This is a genomic window from Crocosphaera sp. Alani8, from assembly GCF_038442745.1.
Lineage (GTDB): Bacteria > Cyanobacteriota > Cyanobacteriia > Cyanobacteriales > Microcystaceae > Crocosphaera.
Genome location: NZ_JARVCN010000396.1, coordinates 1 through 24,873, shown reverse-complemented (window position 1 = coordinate 24,873; position 24,873 = coordinate 1). Strand labels below are relative to the sequence as shown.

The following is a 24,873-nucleotide window of genomic DNA, read 5'->3' as shown; positions in this document are numbered from 1 at the left end:
CATCTGCCTATTCTAGCTTATAAAGGGTATAACAAGAGCGGATTTGGTATTACTTGACAATGAGAATATTTTTGAGCATAAGTAATAACTTGATTCAATAATTGGTTAATGGGCTTATCTTCTCGAACAATTCCCACAATACCAATTATAAATTTATAATCTTTTACTAATCTTTCTCCCAATTTTAAACAAGGTTCTACCTCACTAATAATAGGATGAGGAATGACCAGTTTTGACTGGGGAGGTAATTGATATTTTGCATCACAAAAATCATCATTCAATTCGAGAAGAATAGCTTTGCTTTGAGGAGAAGAAGCTAAGTAGGACTTCAAAAGTTGAAAACCGAGACTTTTCAGCCAATGTTCTTTGGCCAAAGTTTGATTGCCGTGTAAACCTAGGAAAATTGGTTTATTTGTTAGCCTGAGGAAAGGTAATAAAAATAAAAGATGTTGATTATAAATTTCCATTACATAAATACTATCAACATCCTGAAGCTTCAAAGATTGCAATCCCATAGCGAGATGACGATATTCTCTTCTGAGTTGTAATCCAATCTTATAGGGAATTTTTTTATTAATAGCTTTGAACCATTGAGGTAAGGGAGTCTCAATAGTGAGAAATCCCATTTTATGATTCTTGAGATACTGATTAACATTAAGAAGTTCTCTGAGTCCGGGATGAAAAAGCTTCATCGGTTTTTTTAGTGTAAATTAGTGTAGACTGTGCAAGCTAAAACCAGTTTTACCTACTTACTTATGATAAGTGGTTGGACAAATTTAAAGTTATCTGTGAAGAAAGGTAACAGGGAACAGGTAAAGGTTATAGACTTGTTAACACAAGTTAATACAGTGCTGTTTATTTATGTCCGACTACTTATCTTAATAGTTTATGAACTTAATAAAGATTGAAGACGTTGACGAACCCAAAGAATGATGTTACTGTCTTGTTCTTCTGGTTTCAATAATCCTTTTTCTCTTAATTCTTCCCGTCTCTTTTCTAATTCATCTTCATTTTTTCCTAATTCTTCTACAATTCGTTCGCATAATTCTGGATAATTTTTTAGTAGCTGGTCAAACTGTTTATTGTTAATTGAAAATAACACTGTATCTTGTATAGCTTTTACTGTTGCTGTACGAGGAATACCCAACATTAAAGCTAATTCTCCGAAAAAGTCTCCTTTTTGTAAAACAGCTAAGGTTTTCTTTAAAGTTTCGGTGAATATTTCTACAGAGCCTGATAAAATAATATAAAAGGCATCTCCTGGATCGTTTTCTTTAAATAAAATCTCAGATTTTTTGATTTCTTTTAATGTACCAATCTCAATTAGTTTCCGTATTTGTAAATCATTCAGTGTTTTAAAGTATTCAACCTTAGCTAATAATTTAGTGATGGAAAATAAAGTCGATGATGTGGATATATTCTCTGATTGGTAATTATTTTCTATTCTATCAGAATTAGTAGATGGAATTAAGTCTTGTTGGGTTGTAGAGAAAGAAAACGTTTCATTAGTACGGTTGAAATTTCTTAACCATAATTCTCGTTGTGCTAAAGGTATTCTAATATTTCTTTCTCGCAGATGATATTCAATAGAAAAGTACAAAGAACTAAGAACCTCAAAACGAATACCCATATTATCACTGTTAATCCAAATCCAGAGTTCAAAATCTAAACAACTATCTCCAAACCCCTTAAAAATAGCTTGGGGAGGAGGAATTTTTAAAATATTAGTTTCAGAATAAGCACAAATCAATAAGGTTTCAGTTACTAATAATAAATCGCTATTATAATCGACACGAATGAATAGGGACAAGCGGGCATGATCTGTTTTATAATGATAATTAGTTAATTCCGATTCGATTAAGTTTCGGTTGGGAATAATCACTGAAGAACCATTTTCCAGTTTAACGGTAGCAGAACGAGTTGAAATTTCAGTAACATAACCTTCAACATCTTTAAATTTAATAAAGTGACCAATTTTAATTTTTCTTTCCAGTAATACACTGAGTCCACTGACTAAATTCTTTGTAATTCCTTGCAATCCCAATCCAATTCCAATCCCAACACCTCCTCCTAAAAAGGCAAGGGTAGATACATTAAATCCTGTAATTTGTAGTATAATAATGAAACAGAAGGCACCTAATCCATAACTAATAATACTGGCAAAAACATAACGAATACCAAACTCGCTAATTATTTTCTTTAATATCTTTTGTCTTAAAATCCTATTAAAGTAACTAGCTAAAACAAGAATAATTATCAAGTAAGCAATGACTTGTAATAAATAAATTAGTGTTATTTCGTTTTTCCCAACGGGAAACTTAATGCTCTCTAAAATATTAATAATATTGTTTAAAAAGGTTTGTAAATTTCTCATAAGTTCGTTGCCATTATATTGCTCAGTATTAATTCATTTGATTCTTGTTACTTAATATACCTAAGTTAGATATAAAAAAAGTTATCGAAAATCTATCAAGTTAAGGAGTCTAAAACCCCGATCATCTCGTCAAAAAAAAATTAACTCCGAACACCGAACTCAGGTTTAATATAATTTTCAATAATCAAAAATTTTCGATACTATAGAACTAGAAAAAAATAGTTAGGACATATAGACTTTGGTGAAAGGGAACAGGGGATAGGGAACAGGGAATAAGAAAAAGTCCTAACCAAAATGCTTCGTGCTATATCGTAGAGTCACAAAGCTAAAATATTTATTCCGACTTTATATTATCGTCGCACAATAATAAGGCAGTTGTTTTTAACAAAGATTTTTTATTTCTTAGGTCAAGAAAAAGATGTTCAACGAATTTTAAAATAATTATTAATTACTCATTCTCAGCACTATTTAAAACAGGTTTAGCATCTTGATTAACCCAAGCAACCAACAATTCGTAACCCAAACTGAGAATAACTGGACCAATAAATAAACCTAAAATTCCGTGAACTAAAGTTCCTCCCAAAACACCAATTAAAATGACGATTGTGGGAACTGGTAAACCTTGAGACATTAGTATAGGTTTAAGGATATTATCCACTAAGGTACAAGGAATCATCCACAGGGTAAATAGTAATGCAGTAAAGGTTCCCATAGTAGACCAAGCAAAAATAATTGCTGGAAAAACAACCAAACCTGGCCCAATTTGAATAATTGCTAACACTAAGCATAATAGGGTCAATAAACCAGCAAAAGGAATTTGTGCTACTATTAAACCAATACCAATGAGAAGACTTTGCAAAGCAGAAACGCCAATAATTCCCCGTGTCACTCCTCGAATAGTAGCGGTAGCAAGTTGTAAAAACCCTTGGCCTTGTTGGGGTGTGATACGCAAAAAAACCTGTTCAATTCGAGAACTCAATCTTTCAGAATTGATGGTTAAAATTCCTGCAATGATGATAGAAAGAATAAACTTAAGTAAAATTAAACCAACATTAGCGGCGAGAAATAATAAGTTTTTTGCTAGTTGTTCTAATTGTGGTCGAAACTGACTCAATACCGCAGCTAAATTCTGAGATGCTGATGTCCAAATTCTATCAATTCTATCTCCGATAAAAGGCCATGTTTCTATTCCTTCGGGGGGAGGAGGGATAACAAGATTACCAGTAGTAAGTTTATCGGTAAAAGTTTGCGCATTATCAACAAAAATAGTCGCAATAAAACTTACCGGTCCAACAATAACAGCAACCCCCAATAAAGTTAGGATTACCCCAGATAATTTCCCCCGTCCCCCCAAACGATTTTTTAACCAGAGAAAAATGGGGAAAATAGCGATCGCCATAATAATTCCCCAGAGCATAATTCCCAGAAAAGGACGAATTAGGAGAAAGCACCAAGCTAACAACAATCCGATCAGGAATAGTCTGATGATCAGATCAACAATTTCTACAACTTTAAAACGATTGTCCATAGATTAATTATCATTCACAATATCAACCAGTATTACGCATTCCGGCTGCAATACCATTAATTGTTAGTAAAGCACCCCGTAATAATTCTTCTTTAGAATAACGGAAGTGAATCACCCCTGATTCTGCTTGACGGGTGTATTGACGTAATCGTTTCAACAAGGAAACCTGTAAGAAACCGAGGGGAACAATCGTTCCGTTTCTTAGCTGTACCGATCGCTGTAAATTAGCATCTCCTTCTAATAATTTCGGTTGTTCGGTGATGCTCAAAATCATGTTACAAGTGCGGTAATATTCTTCAGAAATGCGATCAAATACTTTTCCAAATCTCTCGATGTCTTCTGGGTTAGAGAGTTCCTTAACGTAGTGGTTAGCGATCTGTAAGTCAACTTTAGAAAGGGTCATTTCTACTTTAGAAATCACCATTTTAAAAAACGGCCATTTCAAGTAAAAATATCGCAACAGCTTCAAATTTTCCTCTGGTTCCTGTTGCAAGAAACTTTCTAAGGCGGTTCCCACACCGTACCAAGCTGGCAGCAGAAAACGGCTTTGAGTCCAACTAAACACCCAAGGAATCGCCCGTAGGGTACTCAAATCTTTTTTGCCACTTTTTCGTCTGGCGGGGCGAGAACTAATCTGTAATTGGCTAATTTCGGGGATAGGGGTGACAGAGAGGAAGAAGTCTAAAAAGTCTGCGTGTTCATAAATCAAACTACGATAGGCTTTTCTGGCACTACTGGCTAATTCTTCCATGATTTCGTTCCAGGGGACAATATCATCGAACCCACTACCCAGTAAACTCGCCTGGATCACTGCGGTGGTAGCCGTTTCTAGGTTATACAAAGCCAGTTCTGGGAGAGAGTATTTAGAAGCTAACACTTCCCCTTGTTCGGTAATTTTGATGCGTCCGTTGATGGTGCCGGTGGGTTGGGCTAGAATAGCTGCGTAAGCAGGTCCCCCTCCACGTCCCACGGAACCCCCACGACCATGAAACAGTCTGAGGTCGAGGTTATAGGGTTCGGCTACTTTTTGTAGGGATTTTTGTGCCTTATGAATTTCCCAGTTACTGCTGAGGAAACCAGAATCTTTGTTACTGTCGGAGTAACCCACCATAATTTCTTGCAGGTTGGCAGGTTGTAGTTGAGGGGGTGGTAATTGTTCTGTTTTACTCTCGTCTAGGTAGTCGTACCCTCCAGCCAAAGAAGCGCGGTATAAGGGTAGCTTAAACAAAGCATCCATGATTTCAGGAGCGCGTTTTAAGTCATCTACGGTTTCAAATAGGGGAACGATGCGGATGGTGGTGGTACTGGTTCCTGGGTCATAGAGTCCTGCTTCTTTGGCTAATAACAACACTTCTAACACATCGCTGACATCGTTGGTCATGCTGATGATGTAGGTTTGACAAATTTCTACGCCAAACTCCTGCTGTAGATAACGCAACATCCGCATTGTTTCTACGGTTTCGATAGTTCTCTCATCGAAAGGCATTTCCATAGGTATGAGAGGACGACGGGTTTCTAGTTCTCCTACTAACCAACGGACTTTTTCCTCCTCCGAGAGTTCGCCGTAGGGCCGGGGTAGAATGTTTAAATAATTGGCAATGGCTTCGATGGTTTCCGAGTGACGGGAAGATTCTTGACGAAAATCCAACTGGGTGAGGTTAAAGCCGAACATTTGCCCTTGAAAAATCAGATTTTCTAGGGCTTGACATTTCAAGCCAGTTTCTTCTAGATTTCGTTTGATCAGTTGTAATTCGGTTTCAAACTCTGCCCCGGAGTGGTAAATATTTTCGGGGGTTTCTTCGATTATAATTTGTCGTTGTTCTGGGTTGGCTAGGTAGTTGTTGCGATCGCGGGTATTTTCGAGGCGTTTTTGAATGTAGGCTAGTTTGAGGCGGTAGGGTTCTTGACGGTAACGAATGGCGAACTCCTCGTAGATTTCCGGCATGGCGACGTGATCTCTTTCTAAGGAGTCCAGGAGATCCTGAGAAACGTTACTCCAGTGTAGGGATGAACTTAAAATTTCCGTTAAATCTTTGACCGCAGTTAAATATTTTTTCAAAATTAAGTTGCGTTGATAACAGGCGGTTCTCCAGGTTACGTCTGGGGTAACGAAGGGGTTCCCATCCCGATCGCCTCCTACCCAGGAACCGAAACGACAAAAGGTACTACGGGGGGGTTGAATTTTGGAAAAATTCTCTTTTAATGCTTGTTGCAACCTTTGAGACAGTTGGGGTAGAGCATCGCACAATACTTCGTCGAAGTAGTGTAGGGTGTAGTCCACTTCGTCGAGAACACTGGGTTTGAACTGATGGAGTTCGTCTGTGCGCCACCAAAGGCGGATCTCTTCGTTGAGTTGTTCAATAATTGATTCTGCTTCCCAAGAACTATTCAACCCCATACCCCGAAATGCCTCTTCTGCTAGGTCTAAGCGTCTCAAGAGGGTGGCGATTCGTCTTTGTTTGAGGCGGATGGTATGACGAACAATCTCCGTGGGATGAGCGGTGAAAACGAGGCGGATGTCTAATTGTTCCAGTAGCCTTTGAATTTGTTGAGGGGGAACGTTTAACTTTTTCAGTTGGGGGAATAACCAGTGAAAGGTTCCTCCTGCTGCCTGATTTTCTGTTCCTCCCACTAAGGCTTTTTCTAGTAAGTCGGTGCCTTCGGAACCATTAGTGTCTTTTGCTTGGTTATTTTCCCTCTTTTTTTCCGATTCTTGATAGGTTGCTCGTCGGTTTAATTGTTGATCTCTTTGTTCATAGTGTTGTTCGACAATATTGATTAGTTGAAAATAAAGGGCGAAAGCTCTGGCTGCGCGAATGGCCTCGTTTAGTTCTAATCCTTCTATGAGTTCATTGACAGAGGTTTTTGGTTTATCGGTGACTTGCCCTTCCGGCGAGCAAATTTTTCGTAATTTTTCCAATAAGTCTACTAATTCTTGACCACATTCAGCCTTTAATACTGATTCCCATAAACTTTCCACTAATTTGAGACGCTGACGTAAGAAGAGATCAGAGGTTGAAAAAATGTTAATCTCTTCAACTGTGGACTGTAATGATTCAAGAAGCATAACCAGTAGGAACCTCGAGGGACTGTTTTTGATTCAAAGGTAATGTTAAATAACACAACCCACCGAAGCGATCGTAATCCCAGTGTAATTTTCTGGATTTTTCTGACATTGGTGGATAAATTCAATGGTAAGGGGTGGATTCCCCTCGCTGAGAATATCGTTATTAACTACCAACTACCCTTATTTTATCGGTTCTTTTCTCATTTAGAGTAAGTTACCGTTCCATTTTACCAAAATTTTAATGATGCTTTAAGGGTTCTGTTTTTGTAACGTAAAAGACACAAAAATTCATGGGATATTATAAATATTAAAGTGAAATATTAATTATTCTAAACTCAATCTATTACGGTTAAATTCGGGTAGATGTACTCAGTTAAAAAGTGTTACAATCCCATCACTCTAGTCAAGTAATCCAGTTGATAAATTAACCGACAATCAATTATTATCAATCTTAGACACAAGAGTTTATCTGCCGTCGCGCTCTCTAAATTAATAAAAAATTAACTACAATAAAAATAGATAAACAAAACCCTATATTAATCTCTACCTACCCACCGATACAAACAGGATTACATGACAAGTATTGCTACTTCTAACCACCGTTATGCTTCACAATCCCAACCCAGTATGAAATCATCTCATTTGCCCAGTGATAGCGCACTTGGCCTTATTTCAACCCACAGTTTCCCTGCGATCGTGGGAACCGCCGATATGATGCTCAAATCAGCAGATGTTACTCTGGTGGGGTACGAAAAAATCGGCAGTGGACACTGTACCGCCATTGTACGGGGAAAAGTCGCCAATGTTCGCCTAGCGGTGGAGGAAGGGGCAAAAACAGCCGAAAAATTCGGTCAATTAATTTCTAAGTTGGTTATTGCTCGTCCTATGCCCAATTTAGAGGCGGTTTTCCCTATTGGTAGTCATCTAGTGGAAATTGCTCAACAGCAACAGGGTTACAGTCGTCTTAGTAATCGTTCCATCGGACTTATAGAAACCAGGGGTTTCCCTGCTATGGTGGGGGCGGCTGACGCTATGTTAAAGTCTGCTGATGTACAGTTGGCATCCTACGAAATTATTGGCGATGGACTTTGTACCGCCATTATTCGGGGATCTGTGGCTAATGTAGCGGTGGCGATCGAAGCAGGTATGCACGAAGCGGAGAAAATTGGCGAATTACACGCAATGATGGTTATCCCCAGACTTTTAGAAGATTTAGAGCATACTTTACCCGTAGCTAGTTACTGGTGGGACGAAAAAGAACCGTTACCGATGTTAATGCCAACACCTGTGAAACAACATCAACGGGAATTATTAGCCTTACCAGAATTGGAAAAAAAGCCCTTGGTGATGAAAAAGCCAGCAGAAATCGAAGAAAAGATCGAGGAAACTTCTGATTAAAATAAGTGCTACCAATTATCAATTTTGTAGTCTCTTATTCGGTTGAAAAATTTAAACTCAACTGAATATGTTTACTACTACTTGAACTATGTTCATTAGGGGATTTTGGTAATAGATAGGATTCAAACCAAGGTTCAGAAGTTCCCGGCCGGTTTTGATCTTTTAATAGCCATTGTTGAAAGACTTTTTCTCTGTCATCGTCGGGAGTAACAACTTGATATAGTCGAACCCTTTTCTTATTTATTGTTCGGGTTCCGCAACAGCTTAAACCATATCCTATTTTATCCAAAAGTCGCCTAATAATGGTAATAGGACTGGCATTTTTAGCAATCCCGATACCCATAATTGTTTTTATATCTTGCCTATTATTGATGGCAAGTTTGGCTACTTCAAGAAGATCGGGGTCAATATTGATTAACTTGCGATTAAGATTTTGGATGAGAACGGGAAGACCTAAAACTTCCATTGTTCCAATAATAGCACCAAATTGACTACTATTAAAGTCAGGTAAAAAGATACTTCCTTGTCCTTGTTCAATTAACTTTTTAGCGATGATTGCATCTCTATCTGCTAAATAATGACGACCTTTAGTTAAGAAATAATGAATTCTTATTTTTTGATACCAACCTTCATTATCCAAGGCAACTAATTGAGGGGTGACTGGAATGCAATAACGACGTTGTAAATCATATTTTTTGAGTTTTCTTCTTTCTTTTGTTGTTTTAACTAAAGAATTTTTAATGGCTTGATATTCTTCATTATTTAAGTCTGGAGATTGAGCAACTTTTTCACAGTCTAGTTGATAATTCTTTTGTCTTACTTCTTCGATAGTTTCTATAAGCTTACTGTTGGACTTAGATGAAGGTTGCTTGATTTTTTTTCTTGTTTTTTGTTCGTTTTTTTTCTTTCTTGTGGATAGACTAATTCGGTGATTTTGAAATTGAAGAGTTCTCAGAATTGTGTCGCGATAGTGAATCATTTGTGCATTGATTCTCACGGCGATTTTTCCCCAGCACAATAAAGATTCTGCTTGAAATCCTGTATCTAAATCATCCAAAGATTCAAGATCAGATTGTTGTAAAAATCTAATATTCAAGTGGGTTAAACGATGACCAGATGTTAATAAATTAGGAATAGATGTTGCCCCATTACCGACTTTATTAAATCCATAAGCTGCTAACCAAAGATAACGGGGAATATTATCTCTTACTCTTCCTAAAGATTGAATAATAGAGGTGGGGGTTTGTACTCCTTGAGCAAGACACCAAACCGAAGTAAAGTGATCTTTTATATCAATACTAACCCCTGTTTCGATCGCAGGACTACTTAAAACCACATCATAATTAGTCAGTATTTTATTTAGTTGGGTAATACACCCGTAAGCTTCATGATTAGGATCGGTTAAGGATTGAGAGTCAATTCGTAAAATTTTAGTCGTAGGAAATTGTTTTTTTAGATAAGATTCTAAGGTTTGAGTTCCCCATTTACTAGTAATTTTTTGAGCAGATAAACAAACAAAAGGTTTACCTCCTTCTCGAATATGCTCCACTAAATCTTGAAGGAAGTTTTTAGGTTTATTTTCTATGTAGTTATAACCTTGCCATGTTTCTTTTGGGGTATATTTCCAGTGATTTTGAATAATAAATGGTTCTAAATCGATTCCTGATAATGCTATCAAATAATCTAAAGAAACATCGCTTAAATCAGCGTCGGCAGCAAAAATTTTACCTTCGCTGTTTAAGACAGTTTGCGTAAGTTTTTTGAAACATCTCAAAATAGAAACACGGTTATTAGTACAGGTTTCAGAGTTTAAACCATGCCAAATTACTTGTTCTATTTCGTCGATAATAACTAGGGCATTTTGCCAATCTTCAGGATTAAATTTAGCTTGAGAATTTTCGTGTAGGGAGTCAATACACAACCCATAACCTAAAGATTGATCAATAAGATTGTTCCTAATTTCTGTAATGTAAGGAAGTCCAAATCGCTGACATAATTGCTCCACTAACCTAACCCGATGACCAATCACTAAAACCTTTCGATTATCGGCGATCGCTTGTTTAACAATTTTAGCTAAAGCTTGGGTTTTTCCTGTCCCAATAGCAGACTTAACCCCAATTAACTTGGCAGCATCAGGAATCACTAAACTGGGAAGATAACGACAATTGACTTCTAGGTTTGTCTCATAGGTTAATTGAGTAAACTCTCTCGCTTTCCATAACTCTAAAGGTAAGGCATTTTGATAACACTCATCAAAGGTTTTTTGACCCTGATTAACTATTAGATCATCTACTCCTTTCCCTTGCTCCGACTGCCAATGAATTACTTTAACAGGACATTCTAGCTGAGTTAATAAATAACCTAATTTCCGAATAGCATGATTAACCGCTTTAATAGTATTAGGTTTACTATCTTGGTCAAATGTCAGATAAATTTCTCGTCTCCCAGAACATAACTTTTCTAACTGAGGAATTAAATGGGATTTACCGATGCGGTTTCCTTGTTCATCTTTTGGGGTACGATAGCCATTATTAATCCCAGGAAGAGCGATCGCTACATATCCAGCACTTAACAAAGTTCCTGCTTTTTTAGCTCCTTCTGTGATACAAAGGGGTATAGAAGGATTAGCTATCACCCATTGCCAAAATCCTCCATCTACTTGTGTGGTATCAACCATATCTTTGGTAAAATTAATGTCATACCGTTGCGCAATAGTCATCCAAAGATGCAAGGGAACTTCTAACGCAAAGATTCCTGTGGGGGTTTGGGGTGGATGTTCGTATTTAATGGGTTTACCCTGATCATAACTAAGACGCGGCTGCTTGGGTTTAAAACATCCCCACAAGTCCCGATCGCCCGTCATCACATCGATTCCTGAACACCACCAACCCCCTTCTTCTGTATGTTGATAACGTTGTAAAATATAGTTAGTGAGTCTGCCATCGTTGCGTCGGGGAAGTTGATCGGAATACAGCAAATGCTCGCACGGGGACATTCCTTCTAAGGTTGTCACGTTAAGTTCTATGAGTTGCTCGTCAACCCAACTATTGCGCCATTCTTGTTGATGGTTCACCTTCTCTTCTCCCAACAATTCAATTTACTCAACTCCCACAACGCAAAAGAAGAGGTTAGTAGTAAATTTGCTCAGGCAAACTCCCTCCCTGACATCTCATGCTCTATATGTAGCGTTTGGATCTACAATGTTAAGCACAAGACACTAAATATGGAAGGGACAAGTGAACTATTTTGTTGAAATGATTATAAATTTTTTTAGTACATAAGTTTTAACATTCTAACTCCTAACTAAGATTTGTAGTTAATTAGAGGGGTCAACTGTTGCTAATACCACGTTATCTTGTAAGTCAAAAGCTGAACTTTGCTCATTGGTTACCGCTAACTCAAATAAATAAATAGCCTCGTTATCAGCAAGTTTTACTTTTCCATTTTCTATATAATCTCGTAAAAAGTAATCAATGGTATTTTGATTGGCAAAAGGAGTAATATCTGGAACTTCGTCCCCATCCACCAAAACCCTAACTTGTGGTGAGTCCTTATCAGTGGTAGATACGGTCATTCCTAGATCGCAGTTCGGCCTACCGTCTGAAACAGATTTGACATCGAAGGTGGTTCCGGCTGGTTGATCAGTTAAAATTAGGGGAGAATCAGTGTCCCATGTTTGCTCGTTTTCATCGATAAAAAGACTGGTTTCTACAGAAATTTCAGGACCCCCAGAAGAACAAACCACATCACCCCCTAAAATTTCAAACTTTACGGTGGAGGCTTTTGGGAGGATTAATTTTTTGCCCTCGAAGATGATTATAGGTTCACTGCTCCTAGCAAAAGCCACCGTTTCTACTTCATAGTTGACCTCTTCTCGCCAAGTTTTGTTATCAGTGGTGGTTGCTAAATTGAGTTGTACCAGTTTTTCGTTGGGGTCAACACAAGCATTAAATCCTCGAGTTGCATTGGAATTAGTCTCTTGCCAACCAGTAGAACAACTTGGGGTTTCTAGTGCGTCATCGATACTATCGATTAAGACATAAGATTCCCAATTTTCGGGGTTATTGACTTGGGTTGGATCGTATACCCCGTTTTCATTTATCCTTGGTCCCCATCGCTCAATTACATGGGGACCTTCCCAAAGATTTTCTGCTGGTTTTGTAGAGTAAACAACCGGTTGAGGTAGGCTAGAAATGTCCAAAACAACGATGGGTTCTGCTCCATCGGGAAGGGGAAAATCAGGTGCCTCAACTAAGGATGCTACTGCATTAGATTCGATCTTTCTAGCCTGTTTGACTTCTTCTGAAATAAATTCTAAAGCACGGTTGGAATTATACTGAATGTTGCCTTTCGCTGATGCTTTTTGATCCAGGGTCAGAATCTGCACTAAACTCCATCCAGCTACACCCATAACGAAGGAGGTTAAAACACTTCCCAATAATAATTCTAATAAAGTAAAACCACTACTGGTGTGGTTTTTTCTGATAAGCGGTAAAAGAAGATTGAGATCCATAAAAATAATTAATTAAAAATTGTTATAAGCATTTACAGATAACAGCTTATCATTTTTTTTGAGAATTACAAGTATTTACTGAAGTCTTTTTTGAGGTTTTAAGCTGATGGATTATTAAAGGTTTTGTAAAGAAGCTTTAGATTAATATAAAGAAAGCAAAAAGACTATTCATCTAAAGATAAAATAATAGATATAATTACTTAAAAGGTATGTAGTATTTCCTAGTAAATAGCTCGTGATTTTCAGTTTAGCTAAAAGAATACTATGTACATATACTCGGTTATAACTAATTTTTACATTGCCCTAAAATTGCAGGAAGTAGGGTTAATAAATTAAAGCGACGAAACTCATCCCGTGCCAGAACACCTGAAAAAATGGATAATAGACAATATAGCTTTTATCGGACTCATGAGGTACACCTAACTCCTGCCTCCTGCCCCCTGCCTCCTGCCTCAAAGTGATAACCTCTGTACCTCACAAGTATGAGAAATGCTATAGATGGAGAAGGATTAATCAATTAGTAAAAAATGCAGCTTGATTTTCGTAATACAAATACTTTATGGTCCTCGGTTATTGTTGAGACTTTATCTCGTTTAGGGTTAAAAACTGCGGTTATTTGTCCAGGATCTCGATCAACTCCTTTAACCCTTGCTTTTGCTAGTCATCCTAATATCGAAACTATCCCTATTTTAGATGAGCGATCGGCTGCTTTTTTTGCTATGGGAATAGCAAAAAAGAACCATATTCCTACTGCTTTGATTTGTACATCAGGTACAGCAGGAGCTAATTTTTATCCAGCAGTTATTGAAGCGAAAGAAAGTCAAGTTCCCTTATTAATTTTTACGGCAGATCGCCCTCCAGAATTAAGGAACTGTCACGCAGGACAAACCATTGATCAGGTTAAATTATACAGCAATTATTGTAATTTCTACACAGAATTATCTTTGCCTTCTGCGGAGATAAAAATGTTATCTTATCTCAGGCAGACTATAATTACTGCTTGGGATCATAGCTTAGTTCCTTATCAGGGAATCGCTCATTTAAATTGTCCCTTTCGTGAACCTTTAGCCCCTATTTTTGATCCAGAAATTGAGGCTATATATTCTCAAGTAATTTTTGATAATTTTTTTGACAATGTTTATAAGAGAGACGAAATAACGTTATGTAAATATAATTTATCTGATTATTTAGATGACTGGATATTTAAACCTAAAGGAATTATTATTGCTGGAGTTTTTAATGCAAAAAATCCCCACTTATACTGCGAGCAAATTTTTTCTTTATCTACCTTACTAAATTATCCAATTTTAGCGGAAGCATTATCTCCTTTAAGAAATTATGGTCAAGATTTTCCTAATTTAATTAATACTTACGATATTTTGCTTCGTAATAAGAAATTAGCAGAAGAATTATTTCCTGATGTAGTGATTCAAATTGGTGAATTTCCCACCAGTAAGCAATTAAGAGCATGGTTAGAAGATAGTCAAGTTGAGTATTTTGTTCTTGATAGTCGTCCTGATAACATCAATCCTCTTCATAACAAAACTCGTTATATTCGGGTTGATATTCAAGAGACAGAAATCAAATCATCTAAAGAATATCCAGCTAAAAATATAGATGTAAATTATTTAAATAAGTGGCATACTAGCAACAAATTAATCAACATAAATATTGAAAATAGCTTAGAAAGCACTGAAAATTTATTAGAAGCAAAACTTTCTTTTATTTTATCTAAAACTTTACCCAGTAAGACCCCCATTTTCATTGCTAATAGTATGTCAGTGCGTTATGCAGAATTTTTCTGGATGCCTAATAAACTGGAATTAATGCCTTATTTTAATCGTGGTGCGAACGGTATTGAAGGAACATTATCTACTGCATTAGGAATAGCTCATAAGGGAAAAAGTAGTATCTTATTAACAGGTGACTTAGCTCTTTTACATGATACCAATGGCTGGTTAATACGGCAATATTTTCAAGGTCATTTAACTATTATTTTAATTAATAATAACGGAGGAGGAATCTTTGAAATGTTACCTATTGCTCAAGATGATTTGTTCTTTGAAAATTATTTTACTACTCCTCAAAATATTGATTTTTCTTTACTATGTAAAACTTACAACATTGAACATATTTTAATCAAAAGTTGGACACAATTAAAACACCTGTTGAATCCCCTACCCTCAATAGGAATTCGTGTGTTAGAATTGCAGACGGATAGAAAAAAAGATGCTCTTTGGTTACAATATAATCTCACCAAATTATCCATAATTGATGACACAACTACTCGGATAGATAGCAATCAGGAATGATTGATGAGATACCTTTTTTATCAGTTACCATTGTTACCTTAATACCTCAGACCCAAATTGTCACAACTAATGACTGATTGCTACAGATAAACTAAACCCATGTGAAAAACTACTAAAAAAGTTAAAATATTTGACTGTTAACGTCTCTAACCACTAATCTTAAATCTCTCGAACTAACTGTACTTTATGATCTCTACCTTTCCTCAAGCCGACTCAGTTGATTTTTCGCAAATTCGCCTAGAAATTCGTACTCTTCAAGCTCAATTAGTAGAATGGCGACGTTATCTACACCAGCGTCCAGAATTAGGCTTCCAGGAAGAAATTACCTCTGATTTTATCCATCAAACGTTAACAAAGATAGGCATTCCTCACAAAACAGGTATTGCTAAAACGGGGATTGTTGCTACCATTGAGAGTCATCACCCTGGCCCAGTCTTAGCTATTCGCGCTGACATAGACGCTTTACCCATCTACGAAGAAAACGAAGTCTCCTACCGTTCCCTCCACGAAGGAACTATGCACGCTTGTGGACATGATGGTCATGCTACTATCGCCCTAGGAACCGCCTATTATTTGTGGCAACACCGCCAACACTTTAAAGGAACGGTAAAAATTATTTTTCAACCCGCAGAAGAGGGTCCCGGTGGTGCTAAACCGATGATAGAGGAAGGGGTGCTAAGCAATCCTGATGTAGATAGCATCATTGGTTTACATTTATGGAATAATCTTCCTGTAGGTACTGTAGGGGTGCGTAGTGGTCCGTTGATGGCTGCCGTAGAGTGTTTTCGCCTCAATATCTTCGGCAAAGGAGGACACGGGGCGATGCCCCATCAAACCATTGATTCCGTGGTGGTTAGCGCACAGATTGTCAACGCTTTACAGTCCATTGTCTCTCGTAACGTTAATCCTATTGATTCGGCAGTGGTGACAGTGGGAGAGTTACACGCAGGAACAGCTTTAAATGTTATTGCTGATACGGCTAGAATGAGTGGGACTGTACGTTATTTTAATCCCGAGTTTGCAGGGTATTTTAACCAAAGAATAGAGGACATTGTTAAAGGTATTTGTGCAGGGTACGGGGCAGATTACGAGTTAGATTATTGGCGATTGTATCCTCCCGTTATCAATAACGAAAAGATGGCTGACTTGGTTAAATCTGTGGCTTTAGAAGTAATAGAAACTCCCGTCGGTATTGCCCCTGAATGCCAAACAATGGGAGGGGAAGATATGTCTTTCTTCTTGGAGAACGTTCCGGGGTGTTACTTCTTTTTAGGTTCAGCTAATGCCGAAAAAGGCTTAAATTATCCCCACCATCATCCTCGCTTCGATTTCGATGAAACTGTGTTAACGTTAGGAGTAGAAATGTTTGTTCGTTGTGTAGAAAAGTTTTGTAATTAAGGTCAATGAAGATTCGTAAATTAATGGCAAGGATTTTGTTGTTGGGAGTTGCTTTGATTCCGTCTCAACTCCTTGCTCAAACCAATTTACCCTTGTCTGAAAATTTGATTAATTTTAACTCTTCTCGAGGGGAAACTTTATTAATAGAAAGTCAAGCTCGTAAGGATTATATCCCTTTAACGCTGCAATTTGAAACCCAAGACAATCTAGCTTTTTGTGGGGTTGCTAGTATGGTAATGGTGTTGAATGCTTTATCCACCCCTGCACCAAAAGCCACAGAATGGGTGAGGTATAATCGTTTTACTCAGGATAATGTTTTTGATAACCCGAAGACAGAAAGTGTAATTACTAAAGAAACTGTTTCTAGACAAGGAATGACTCTGCAAGAATTAGGAGGTTTACTGAAAAGTTATCCCCTGGAGGTAGAAGTTTATCACGGAGATGAGGTAAGTTTAGATGGCTTTCGTCAACGAATTGTTAATAATTTAAAACAAGAAAAAAACTTTGTTTTAGTCAACTATTTACGCTCTTCCATTGGACAAGAAAGAGGGGGTCATATTTCCCCGATTGCAGCTTATCATCAAGAAAGCGATCGCTTTTTAATTTTAGATGTTTCTCGTTACAAATATCCCCCGGTTTGGGTAAAAGCAACAGACCTTTGGAAAGCTACTAATACCATTGATTCTACTTCCAAAAAAACCAGAGGATTTGTGTTAATTAGTTCTCAATGAGCTTGTAGAGGTTGACTATGAAACCAAATTGTAAGAAAATGTCTCGTTCCAAATTAAAAGCTTATATTCGTGAAAATAGAACTGATAATGAAGCGATCCGCGAGTTATTTATTAATCGTCGTTTACCCCAAACAACCATTTATTCCCGAGATATTTCAGAGCAAGAATTAGAAGCTATTTGAAAAGCTAAAATTGAGTCAAACTCATGCTAAAAATCCTAAAAGCAACCTTAAGTCTAGAGGAATTTCTGACCTTACCAGAAACAAAACCTGCTAGTGAATACATCCAGGGAAAAATTATTCAAAAACCGATGCCGCAGGGAAAACATAGTGCTATTCAAATGGAACTAGGAACAACAATTAATACAATAGTTAGACCGCAGAAAATTGCTAGAGCTTTTCCTGAATTAAGATGTACTTTTGCTGGTAGATCTATTGTCCCAGATTTAGCCGTTTTTGTATGGGATAGAATTCCCAGAGATGATAATGGTGCAGTGGCAAATGTTTTTCCTTGGACTCCTGATTGGATAATTGAAATTTTATCTCCTGAACAAAGTCAAACTAAAGTTATCAAAAAAATTCTGCATAGTCTTAATCATGGCTCACAAATGGGATGGTTAATTGATCCTAATGAGCAAACTATTTTTGTTTATCTTCCTCAACAGCAACCTGCATTTTTTGAAGACGGTTTAGAAATTTTACCTCTACCTGATTTTATGCAAGAATCACAGTTAACAGTGGGTGATGTGTTTGGTTGTTTATGGGATTAATATTGTTAAAAATATGTCAGATAATCTATGCAAATGAAAACTGCTATGATTACCATTGCTGGCTTAATACTCAGGAACTACAGACTAAATAAAAGGGGTCAGAAGAGCAGATTTGGTATCAGTGAGCAGTTACCAGTTACCATCGTTTATTTCTCCTCGCCTTCACCTAAAATATCTAATATCAAAGGGGAGAGATTTGTCCCTAGTTGTCCACCACGAATTAATTCAGCATAAGTGTCTGCTTCAATGTCTAACAATTTGTCTTTCAGTAGTTGCATGGCAATGGATTTTAGTTGTGGATATTCTGTTTGAAGTTGATCAATTTTTTCTTCTACAGATGTTAATTGACCTGATACTAAGTTTTTTTCATAACGATAAAATTCTGAGTCAACACGAGGAGATTCATCTAAGGTTTGGAAATAGTCAATAACTCTTCCTAAAGCAATTTTACGGGCTAGTAATTCCGAATATTCCTGACGTAAAGATTGATCTCCTACTAAGTTTAATTTTTTTAACACCCATTGTGTGCTTAAACCTTGAATTAATAGGGTAAATAAAACCACACCGAACACTGTATCAATAATATCTTGTCGTCCTGTTACAGAAACCGGTACACTTAAAGCTAAGGCAATAGAAACCGAACCCCTTAAACCACCCCACCAAAGTACAGTTTGTTCTGATAAACTAATATCAACTTGTGTAAAAACATTGCTAAATTTTGCCAACCCATAAATACTAACTAAACGAGTAATTAATACAGCGAGAATAGCCACACCAATAATATCTAAATTATTTCCTAAACTACTAAACTTTATTTGATCACCTATTAATAAAAAGACAATCGAGTTGACGAAAAAGGCAATAAACTCCCAAAACTCAGATACTAATAGTCGGGTTCTTGGATTCATGCCAATACGAGAACCAAAGTTACCCAAAATAATGCCCACTGTTACCACAGAAATAACCCCAGATCCACCCAATTCTTCTGTGATCAGGTAAGTTCCATAAGCGGAAACTAAAGTTAAAGATTGCTCAACTAAAGGTAGATCGAAACGTTGGGTTAAGTAAGAAATTCCAAATCCTATTAAACAACCTAAACCGATACCAATACCAACAAACTTAAAAAAGCTAATTACCGTTCCTGTGACAGAAAACACTTCTGTTCCTAATGGTATTCCTACCAGCAATAAGAAGGCAACAACCGCAACTCCATCGTTAAATAAACTCTCCCCCTCCATCAAGATTGTTAACTTTTTACTTGCTCCCAACTCTCGAAATAAAGCCACAACAGAAACCGGATCGGTTGCTGACAAACTTGCCCCCACTAATAAGGCAATAGGTAAAGTTAAATGGGTTAATTGACTCAAAGTTAAAGCAATACCAACTACTGAAATAATCACCCCAATAACGGCAAATAAAACCACGGGAATCCAATTTTCTTTTAGCTCTCGCCAGCGAATATTCCAAGCAGCTTCAAACAGTAAAGGTGGTAAAAAAATCTCCAAAATTAATTCAGGAGAAAGATTGACTAATCTAACATCAACAAATGCTAATCCTAATCCTACAATTACTAATAAAAGAGTATAGGGAATTTGTCGGAACCAAGAAAAAATACGTGACACAGTGGCCACGCTCAAAGAAACGGATAAAACTACCAAAAATTGCTCTAAATTCTGCTTAATGGCAATGTCAGCCGCACTAGCTTCTAAACTCATAAGAAACTCCTAATTAGTTGATTATCAACCTTTTTTTCAGGGTTTAACAGCGTTAAACCCTTACATCTTTCTTGGTCAATATTGAGGATAGAAGAACATAATACTGATTATGTTCCTTTTTCTATTAAATGGTCAACATTTCAGAGGGTAACCGTTTAAAAGTTAATCTTTCGTCTTCAACTTCTACAAAAATTGTATCCCCTGCTTTGAATTCTCCTCTTAAAATTGACTTAGCAATAGGGGTTTCTAAGTATCGTTGAATCGCTCTTTTTAGGGGTCTTGCACCATAAACAGGATCATAACCAATATCAGCGACAAAATCTAAAGCAATATCTGCTAATTTGAGAGACATTTTTTGTTCTTCTAAACGACTTCTTAGTAGTTGAACTTGTAGATTAACAATTGATCGCAGTTGTGCTTTTTGTAAGCTATGGAAAATTATAATCTCATCGATACGATTGAGAAATTCAGGACGGAAATTATTTCGCATTGCGTCCATAACACGAGAACGCATTTCTTCGTAATGAGTGTCGTCTCCAGCTACGTCTAAAATGTATTCAGAACCGATATTACTGGTCATAATAATGATAGTATTTTTGAAGTCTACTACCCGACCTTGAGAGTCTGTCAAGCGTCCATCATCGAGGATTTGTAACATGATGTTGAAGACATCACCGTGGGCTTTTTCTATCTCGTCAAAAAGGATTACTGAATAAGGACGACGACGAATGGCTTCTGTTAATTGCCCTCCTTCATCGTAGCCTACATACCCCGGAGGCGCACCGATTAAACGAGATACGCTATGCTTCTCCATATACTCGGACATATCGATACGAACAATTGCTTCTTCGGTATCAAAAAGATTCTTAGCTAAGGCTTTAGCTAATTCAGTTTTTCCTACTCCAGTTGGACCTAAAAATATAAAGCTTGCCGTCGGACGATTGGGATCAGAAAGCCCTGCTCGAGAACGTTGTATAGCTTCTGAAACAGCAGTTACAGCCTCTTCTTGCCCAATTACTCTTTCGTGCAGTTCTTCTTCTAATTGTAATAGCTTTTCTTTTTCTGATTCAACCAGTTTACTAATAGGAATCCCAGTCCATTTAGAGATGATTTCGGCAATATCTGATTCGACAACTTCCTCCCGTAATAAAGTTTTTCCTGTGGTTTGTCTTTCTACAATTTTACTTTCTAGCTCTTTTACCTGTCGTTGTAAATCTGTTAGTTTGCCGTAGCGTAATTCAGCAGCTTTATTTAGATCATAATCCCGTTCAGCTTGTTGAATTTCTAGGTTAACTTGATCGATAGTTTCTTTTAGTTTACGAATCTCATCGATTACTTCTTTTTCTGCTTGCCATTGAGCATTGAGTTGAGATTGTTGCTCTTTAAGATCAGCTAGTTCTTTTTCTAGTCTTTCTAACCGTTCACGAGATACTATATCTTCCTCTTTTTGTAGAGAAAGTCTTTCCATTTCTAGCTGAAGAATTTTACGATCTGCTTCGTCTAATTGTTCGGGTTTAGAAGTAATTTCCATTTTCAGTTTAGCAGCTGATTCATCTACTAAATCGATAGCTTTATCCGGTAAGAAGCGATCGCTAATATAACGGTTAGATAACACTGCGGCTGCTACTAATGCTGTATCGGCAATTTTTACCCCATGATGAACCTCATAACGCTCTTTGAGTCCCCGTAAAATAGAAATAGTATCTACTACATTGGGTTCGTTTACTAAAACTTCTTGAAAACGTCTTTCTAAGGCAGCATCCTTCTCGATATACTTACGATATTCATCTAAAGTTGTTGCGCCAATACAACGCAATTCTCCCCGTGCTAACATCGGTTTCAAAAGATTCCCTGCATCCATGGCCCCTTGAGTTGCACCGGCACCAACAACGGTATGAATTTCGTCTATAAAGAGGATAATATTGCCCTGAGAATCCGTTACTTCTTTTAGGACAGCTTTTAATCTTTCTTCAAATTCTCCTCGGTATTTTGCACCAGCAATTAGTGAACCCATATCCAAAGCAATTAACTTTCTATCCCTCAAAGATTCTGGAACATCTCTATTAATAATTCGTTGGGCTAATCCCTCCACAATAGCTGTTTTTCCCACCCCTGGTTCCCCGATTAAAACAGGATTGTTTTTGGTTCTACGGGATAAAATTTGAATGGTGCGGCGGATTTCATCGTCCCTACCAATGACAGGATCGAGTTTACCTTCTCTGGCTAATTGAGTTAAATCTCTTCCATATTTTTCTAAGGATTCGTACTTATTTTCTGGGTTTTGATCGCTCACTTTGTGGTTACCTCTAATTTGTTTAATAATCTCTTTTAAGTCTTTTTCTGTTAACCCGAACTCCTTGAACAAATTTTTGCCAAAACGATCATCTCTACCGTAGGCTAAAAGTAAATGTTCAATGGAAATATAGTCATCATCAAATTCTTGCTGAAGTTTCTCACTTCTGTCCAGTAAACTATCTAAACTACGGCCTAAATAAACGGACTCCCCTGGGTTAGAGACTTTGGGTTGACGACGGATAAAATCTTCCGTTCTATCTCGCAATTTAGGAACACTAATATTAGCTTTATTGAAAATACTTGTGGCTAATCCTTCTTGTTCCGTTAAAGATTTCATCAAGTGTTCTGTTTCAATTTGTTGGTGACTATTTTGTTTAGCAATATCAGGAGTTCGCACAATGGCTTCCCAGGCTTTTTCTGTAAATTGATTGGGGTTAGTAGGTTGCATAGTTAGGATTATCTATAATGGATTACATTGTTATTGTAATTCAGCTAACTCTGTAAATAACGACGGTTTACCCCACTTTTTTAGGTTGGGTTTCCATTAAGTATTTGCTTTTTATAGATTCAATAATACTGCTACAAATAGTTAACAATGAAAAATTAAAGATATTTTACTTAAGCAGGGAAAATTGTGTTATGATAAAATTAGAGCATTAAAAACTGAGAGAAAAGTAAGTTAGTCATAATTATCCGTTTGCTCCGTTTAGTATCGCTAATATTTTCTCCAAAAATCAGGCTCAAAATGTTGAAATCGAGATAAACCGTTCATGTCAATTTATATCGGAAACCTCTCTTATGAGGTAACAGAAGCGGACCTAAATGTAGTCTTTTCAGATTATGGTTCGGTCAAGAGGGTCCATGTTCCCACGGATAGAGACACAGGTCGTCCTAAAGGGTTTGCTTTTGTGGAATTAAGCACAAGTGATGAAGAATCTAAGGCCATTGAAACCCTGAATGGGGCTGAGTGGATGGGACGAACAATGAAAGTAGATGAAGCCCGCGAGAGGAGAAAAAACTAATCCTCACTTTAAGCCCCTTTTTAACAAAAAAGGGGTTTTTCTAATTTATCTGAAATTTTGCCCCCTATGCTGATTACGATTCCGGACAAGGATCACCGAAACTGCCGGAATTATTGAGTTTAACGGATTCAGATTGAGACTCAACCCAGTTATAGTAATCTTTCAACAATTGATTAAGCAATCGCTGTTTAATACGACCGAGAACCCCTTTTAAAAGACTATTACCCGTTACTTGCAATAAAGGTTTAGGAGTTATCCACAAAGGAGGTGGTAAGTCCACTTGAACCGTTAAATTAGCCTTTCCTTGCAAATAGGTTTTACCATTTTGTTGCTGAGGACAAAGTTTTCCCTTCAATGTCAAAGAAAAGCGATCGTTAATATAGTCAATTCCTCTAATTTCGCAATCTTGGGATCTTAGGAAAACCGTTCCCTTACTATCAGACCAAACCCCCAGAACCACAGTGGGTTGAAAATGATAAACATCCATAAAATTTAAAGGACGCATTTTCAGGCGAAACTCGTGGTCTGATAACTGTTCCATGAGTTTAGGATCTGCGATCGCTTTTACCAAGCGTTGAGGTTGTCTAAGATAATGATGGATGGGTACGGGTGCCTCTTTAACAGGTAATGACAGAGATTCAGACGCTTTAAAATAAATCTGATGTGAAAAATTTGGATCAAGCATTGAGATATTATGTGTTCTGCCTTAGTGTGATAACAAATACACTACTAGAAAATTGTCAAAATCTATAATTTTGATTAATGACACATTGTAACACCCCTAGACTTATATGATCTAGGGGTTTATGATCAGATAGATTCCTTTTGATTGGGAAAAATCGGCTTGTTGGTAAGCCATAAAAAATTGTTGTTGGGAGAAAACTTTAATGCGAGATGCCGTTACTGCCTTAATTAAAAACTATGATCTAACAGGTCGTTACTTAGACCGAGATGCCATAACCAGTCTCAAATCTTACTTTGAGTCGGGAAGCGATCGCATCAAGGTAGCTGGCTTAATTAACGCCAGTTCCCCAGATATTGTCAAAGAAGCCGGTCTTCAACTGTTTGAGGAAGTTCCAGAACTGATCCGTCCAGGGGGTAACGCTTACACAACCCGTCGTTATTCGGCTTGTTTGCGGGACATGGATTATTATCTGCGTTACGCTAGTTATGCTTTAGTTGCTGGAGATCCCACAGTCCTCGATGAACGGGTTCTGCAAGGATTAAGAGAAACCTATAATTCATTAGGGGTTCCCATCGCCCCCACGGTTCGCGGTATCCAAATAATGAAAGACAAGGTGAAAGCTATGGCGGTTGAAGCTGGAGTCAGTAATACTGCTTTTGTGGATCAACCTTTCGATCACATGAGTCGAGAATTTAGTGAAGTTTCCATTTAATAGACTTTATCGATAGTTGTGGCGATCGCTTTTTTATGGGGGCGATCGCTTTTTTCAATTGTCAGTGATCAGTTATCATTTAAATCTTGCACCTTCGATAAAACTGGCTAGTTTGTAAGCGTTCAGCCATCAGCCATCAGCTGACAGCGTTTTTCAGTTGAGTAGCAATTACTTTTAGTCTCAAAAGACAAGGGGACAAGGGGACACGGTGATCTCCCATTCTCCCACTCTCCTTGTCAGAAAGCTCGAAGATTTGTCTATCCAATTGGAAACTGAAACTGCTATAAAAGTCTACAGACAATATAGCGTTTCTCACACTCATGAGGTACACCCAATATTTAGGTTATAACTCCT

17 protein-coding genes are annotated in these 24,873 nt (G+C 37.4%); 8 read left to right on the top strand and 9 right to left on the bottom strand.

Translation table 11 applies throughout. The features are described 5' to 3' along the window. Positions 1-17: 17 nt before the first annotated feature. The 4 genes from P9B04_RS19765 to ppc form a co-directional block, all read right to left on the bottom strand. Entirely contained in the window at positions 18-692 is a 675-nt protein-coding gene (locus P9B04_RS19765) for a hypothetical protein (protein ID WP_342056688.1), read from the bottom strand. A gap of 194 nt (positions 693-886) precedes the next feature. Then, entirely contained in the window at positions 887-2,374 is a 1,488-nt protein-coding gene (locus P9B04_RS19760) for a cyclic nucleotide-binding domain-containing protein (protein ID WP_342056687.1), read from the bottom strand. Between the two features lie 448 nt (positions 2,375-2,822). After that, the gene (locus tag P9B04_RS19755; protein WP_342056686.1) at positions 2,823-3,902 is read right to left on the bottom strand and encodes an AI-2E family transporter; all 1,080 of its coding nucleotides are present in this window, start codon (positions 3,900-3,902) and stop codon (positions 2,823-2,825) included. Between the two features lie 22 nt (positions 3,903-3,924). Further along, positions 3,925-6,969, bottom strand: coding sequence for a phosphoenolpyruvate carboxylase (gene ppc, locus P9B04_RS19750; protein WP_342056685.1), 3,045 nt, complete (start codon positions 6,967-6,969; stop codon positions 3,925-3,927). A gap of 627 nt (positions 6,970-7,596) precedes the next feature. Between ppc and P9B04_RS19745 the strand changes: the two genes are divergently transcribed. Further along, the gene (locus tag P9B04_RS19745) at positions 7,597-8,367 is read left to right on the top strand and encodes a carbon dioxide-concentrating mechanism protein (RefSeq protein WP_446718023.1); all 771 of its coding nucleotides are present in this window, start codon (positions 7,597-7,599) and stop codon (positions 8,365-8,367) included. A 34-nt stretch (positions 8,368-8,401) separates the two neighbouring features. Here P9B04_RS19745 and P9B04_RS19740 read toward each other — a convergent pair whose 3' ends face one another. Further along, positions 8,402-11,440, bottom strand: a complete 3,039-nt coding sequence (locus P9B04_RS19740; RefSeq protein ID WP_342056683.1) for a plasmid replication protein, CyRepA1 family — start codon at positions 11,438-11,440, stop codon at positions 8,402-8,404. A gap of 243 nt (positions 11,441-11,683) precedes the next feature. After that, positions 11,684-12,880, bottom strand: a complete 1,197-nt coding sequence (locus P9B04_RS19735; RefSeq protein WP_342056682.1) for a hypothetical protein — start codon at positions 12,878-12,880, stop codon at positions 11,684-11,686. Between the two features lie 527 nt (positions 12,881-13,407). Between P9B04_RS19735 and menD the strand changes: the two genes are divergently transcribed. The 5 genes from menD to P9B04_RS19710 all read left to right on the top strand — a co-directional run bounded on the left by menD (position 13,408) and on the right by P9B04_RS19710 (position 18,090). Continuing rightward, a complete protein-coding gene (menD, locus tag P9B04_RS19730; RefSeq protein WP_342056681.1) occupies positions 13,408-15,192 on the top strand; it encodes a 2-succinyl-5-enolpyruvyl-6-hydroxy-3-cyclohexene-1-carboxylic-acid synthase in 1,785 nt (594 codons plus the stop codon). Positions 15,193-15,378: 186 nt separating this feature from the next. Further along, positions 15,379-16,590, top strand: coding sequence for a M20 metallopeptidase family protein (locus P9B04_RS19725; protein WP_342056680.1), 1,212 nt, complete (start codon positions 15,379-15,381; stop codon positions 16,588-16,590). Positions 16,591-16,595: 5 nt separating this feature from the next. Beyond that, the gene (locus tag P9B04_RS19720) at positions 16,596-17,321 is read left to right on the top strand and encodes a phytochelatin synthase family protein (RefSeq protein ID WP_342056679.1); all 726 of its coding nucleotides are present in this window, start codon (positions 16,596-16,598) and stop codon (positions 17,319-17,321) included. A 17-nt stretch (positions 17,322-17,338) separates the two neighbouring features. Next, positions 17,339-17,503, top strand: coding sequence for a DUF6887 family protein (locus P9B04_RS19715; RefSeq protein WP_446718022.1), 165 nt, complete (start codon positions 17,339-17,341; stop codon positions 17,501-17,503). A 23-nt stretch (positions 17,504-17,526) separates the two neighbouring features. Beyond that, the gene (locus P9B04_RS19710) at positions 17,527-18,090 is read left to right on the top strand and encodes a Uma2 family endonuclease (protein ID WP_342056677.1); all 564 of its coding nucleotides are present in this window, start codon (positions 17,527-17,529) and stop codon (positions 18,088-18,090) included. Positions 18,091-18,236: 146 nt separating this feature from the next. Here P9B04_RS19710 and P9B04_RS19705 read toward each other — a convergent pair whose 3' ends face one another. Then, the gene (locus P9B04_RS19705; protein ID WP_342056676.1) at positions 18,237-19,805 is read right to left on the bottom strand and encodes a Na+/H+ antiporter; all 1,569 of its coding nucleotides are present in this window, start codon (positions 19,803-19,805) and stop codon (positions 18,237-18,239) included. A gap of 124 nt (positions 19,806-19,929) precedes the next feature. Continuing rightward, the gene (clpB, locus tag P9B04_RS19700; RefSeq protein ID WP_342056675.1) at positions 19,930-22,548 is read right to left on the bottom strand and encodes an ATP-dependent chaperone ClpB; all 2,619 of its coding nucleotides are present in this window, start codon (positions 22,546-22,548) and stop codon (positions 19,930-19,932) included. A gap of 322 nt (positions 22,549-22,870) precedes the next feature. On the opposite strand from clpB, the gene P9B04_RS19695 reads away from it, so the two are divergent. After that, positions 22,871-23,122, top strand: a complete 252-nt coding sequence (locus P9B04_RS19695) for an RNA recognition motif domain-containing protein (RefSeq protein WP_342056674.1) — start codon at positions 22,871-22,873, stop codon at positions 23,120-23,122. A 73-nt stretch (positions 23,123-23,195) separates the two neighbouring features. Here P9B04_RS19695 and P9B04_RS19690 read toward each other — a convergent pair whose 3' ends face one another. Further along, positions 23,196-23,807 carry a DUF1997 domain-containing protein gene (locus P9B04_RS19690; protein WP_342056673.1) on the bottom strand — a complete coding sequence of 204 codons (612 nt, stop codon included), beginning with the start codon at positions 23,805-23,807 and terminating at the stop codon, positions 23,196-23,198. A gap of 202 nt (positions 23,808-24,009) precedes the next feature. On the opposite strand from P9B04_RS19690, the gene apcB reads away from it, so the two are divergent. Then, a complete protein-coding gene (apcB, locus tag P9B04_RS19685; RefSeq protein ID WP_342056672.1) occupies positions 24,010-24,519 on the top strand; it encodes an allophycocyanin subunit beta in 510 nt (169 codons plus the stop codon). The last annotated feature ends 354 nt before the right edge of the window (positions 24,520-24,873 follow it).

What these genes read in the sequence shown, in the direction of transcription:
- P9B04_RS19735 (WP_342056682.1), bottom strand. Translation starts at nt 12,880, where the DNA reads ATGGATCTCAATCTTCTTTTACCGCTTATCAGAAAAAACCACACCAGT.
- apcB (WP_342056672.1), top strand. Translation starts at nt 24,010, where the DNA reads ATGCGAGATGCCGTTACTGCCTTAATTAAAAACTATGATCTAACAGGT.
- clpB (WP_342056675.1), bottom strand. Translation starts at nt 22,548, where the DNA reads ATGCAACCTACTAACCCCAATCAATTTACAGAAAAAGCCTGGGAAGCC.
- P9B04_RS19755 (WP_342056686.1), bottom strand. Translation starts at nt 3,902, where the DNA reads ATGGACAATCGTTTTAAAGTTGTAGAAATTGTTGATCTGATCATCAGA.
- P9B04_RS19720 (WP_342056679.1), top strand. Translation starts at nt 16,596, where the DNA reads ATGAAGATTCGTAAATTAATGGCAAGGATTTTGTTGTTGGGAGTTGCT.
- P9B04_RS19695 (WP_342056674.1), top strand. Translation starts at nt 22,871, where the DNA reads ATGTCAATTTATATCGGAAACCTCTCTTATGAGGTAACAGAAGCGGAC.
- P9B04_RS19745 (WP_446718023.1), top strand. Translation starts at nt 7,597, where the DNA reads ATGAAATCATCTCATTTGCCCAGTGATAGCGCACTTGGCCTTATTTCA.
- P9B04_RS19760 (WP_342056687.1), bottom strand. Translation starts at nt 2,374, where the DNA reads ATGAGAAATTTACAAACCTTTTTAAACAATATTATTAATATTTTAGAG.
- P9B04_RS19725 (WP_342056680.1), top strand. Translation starts at nt 15,379, where the DNA reads ATGATCTCTACCTTTCCTCAAGCCGACTCAGTTGATTTTTCGCAAATT.
- menD (WP_342056681.1), top strand. Translation starts at nt 13,408, where the DNA reads ATGCAGCTTGATTTTCGTAATACAAATACTTTATGGTCCTCGGTTATT.
- P9B04_RS19715 (WP_446718022.1), top strand. Translation starts at nt 17,339, where the DNA reads ATGAAACCAAATTGTAAGAAAATGTCTCGTTCCAAATTAAAAGCTTAT.
- P9B04_RS19710 (WP_342056677.1), top strand. Translation starts at nt 17,527, where the DNA reads ATGCTAAAAATCCTAAAAGCAACCTTAAGTCTAGAGGAATTTCTGACC.
- ppc (WP_342056685.1), bottom strand. Translation starts at nt 6,969, where the DNA reads ATGCTTCTTGAATCATTACAGTCCACAGTTGAAGAGATTAACATTTTT.
- P9B04_RS19705 (WP_342056676.1), bottom strand. Translation starts at nt 19,805, where the DNA reads ATGAGTTTAGAAGCTAGTGCGGCTGACATTGCCATTAAGCAGAATTTA.
- P9B04_RS19690 (WP_342056673.1), bottom strand. Translation starts at nt 23,807, where the DNA reads ATGCTTGATCCAAATTTTTCACATCAGATTTATTTTAAAGCGTCTGAA.
- P9B04_RS19765 (WP_342056688.1), bottom strand. Translation starts at nt 692, where the DNA reads ATGAAGCTTTTTCATCCCGGACTCAGAGAACTTCTTAATGTTAATCAG.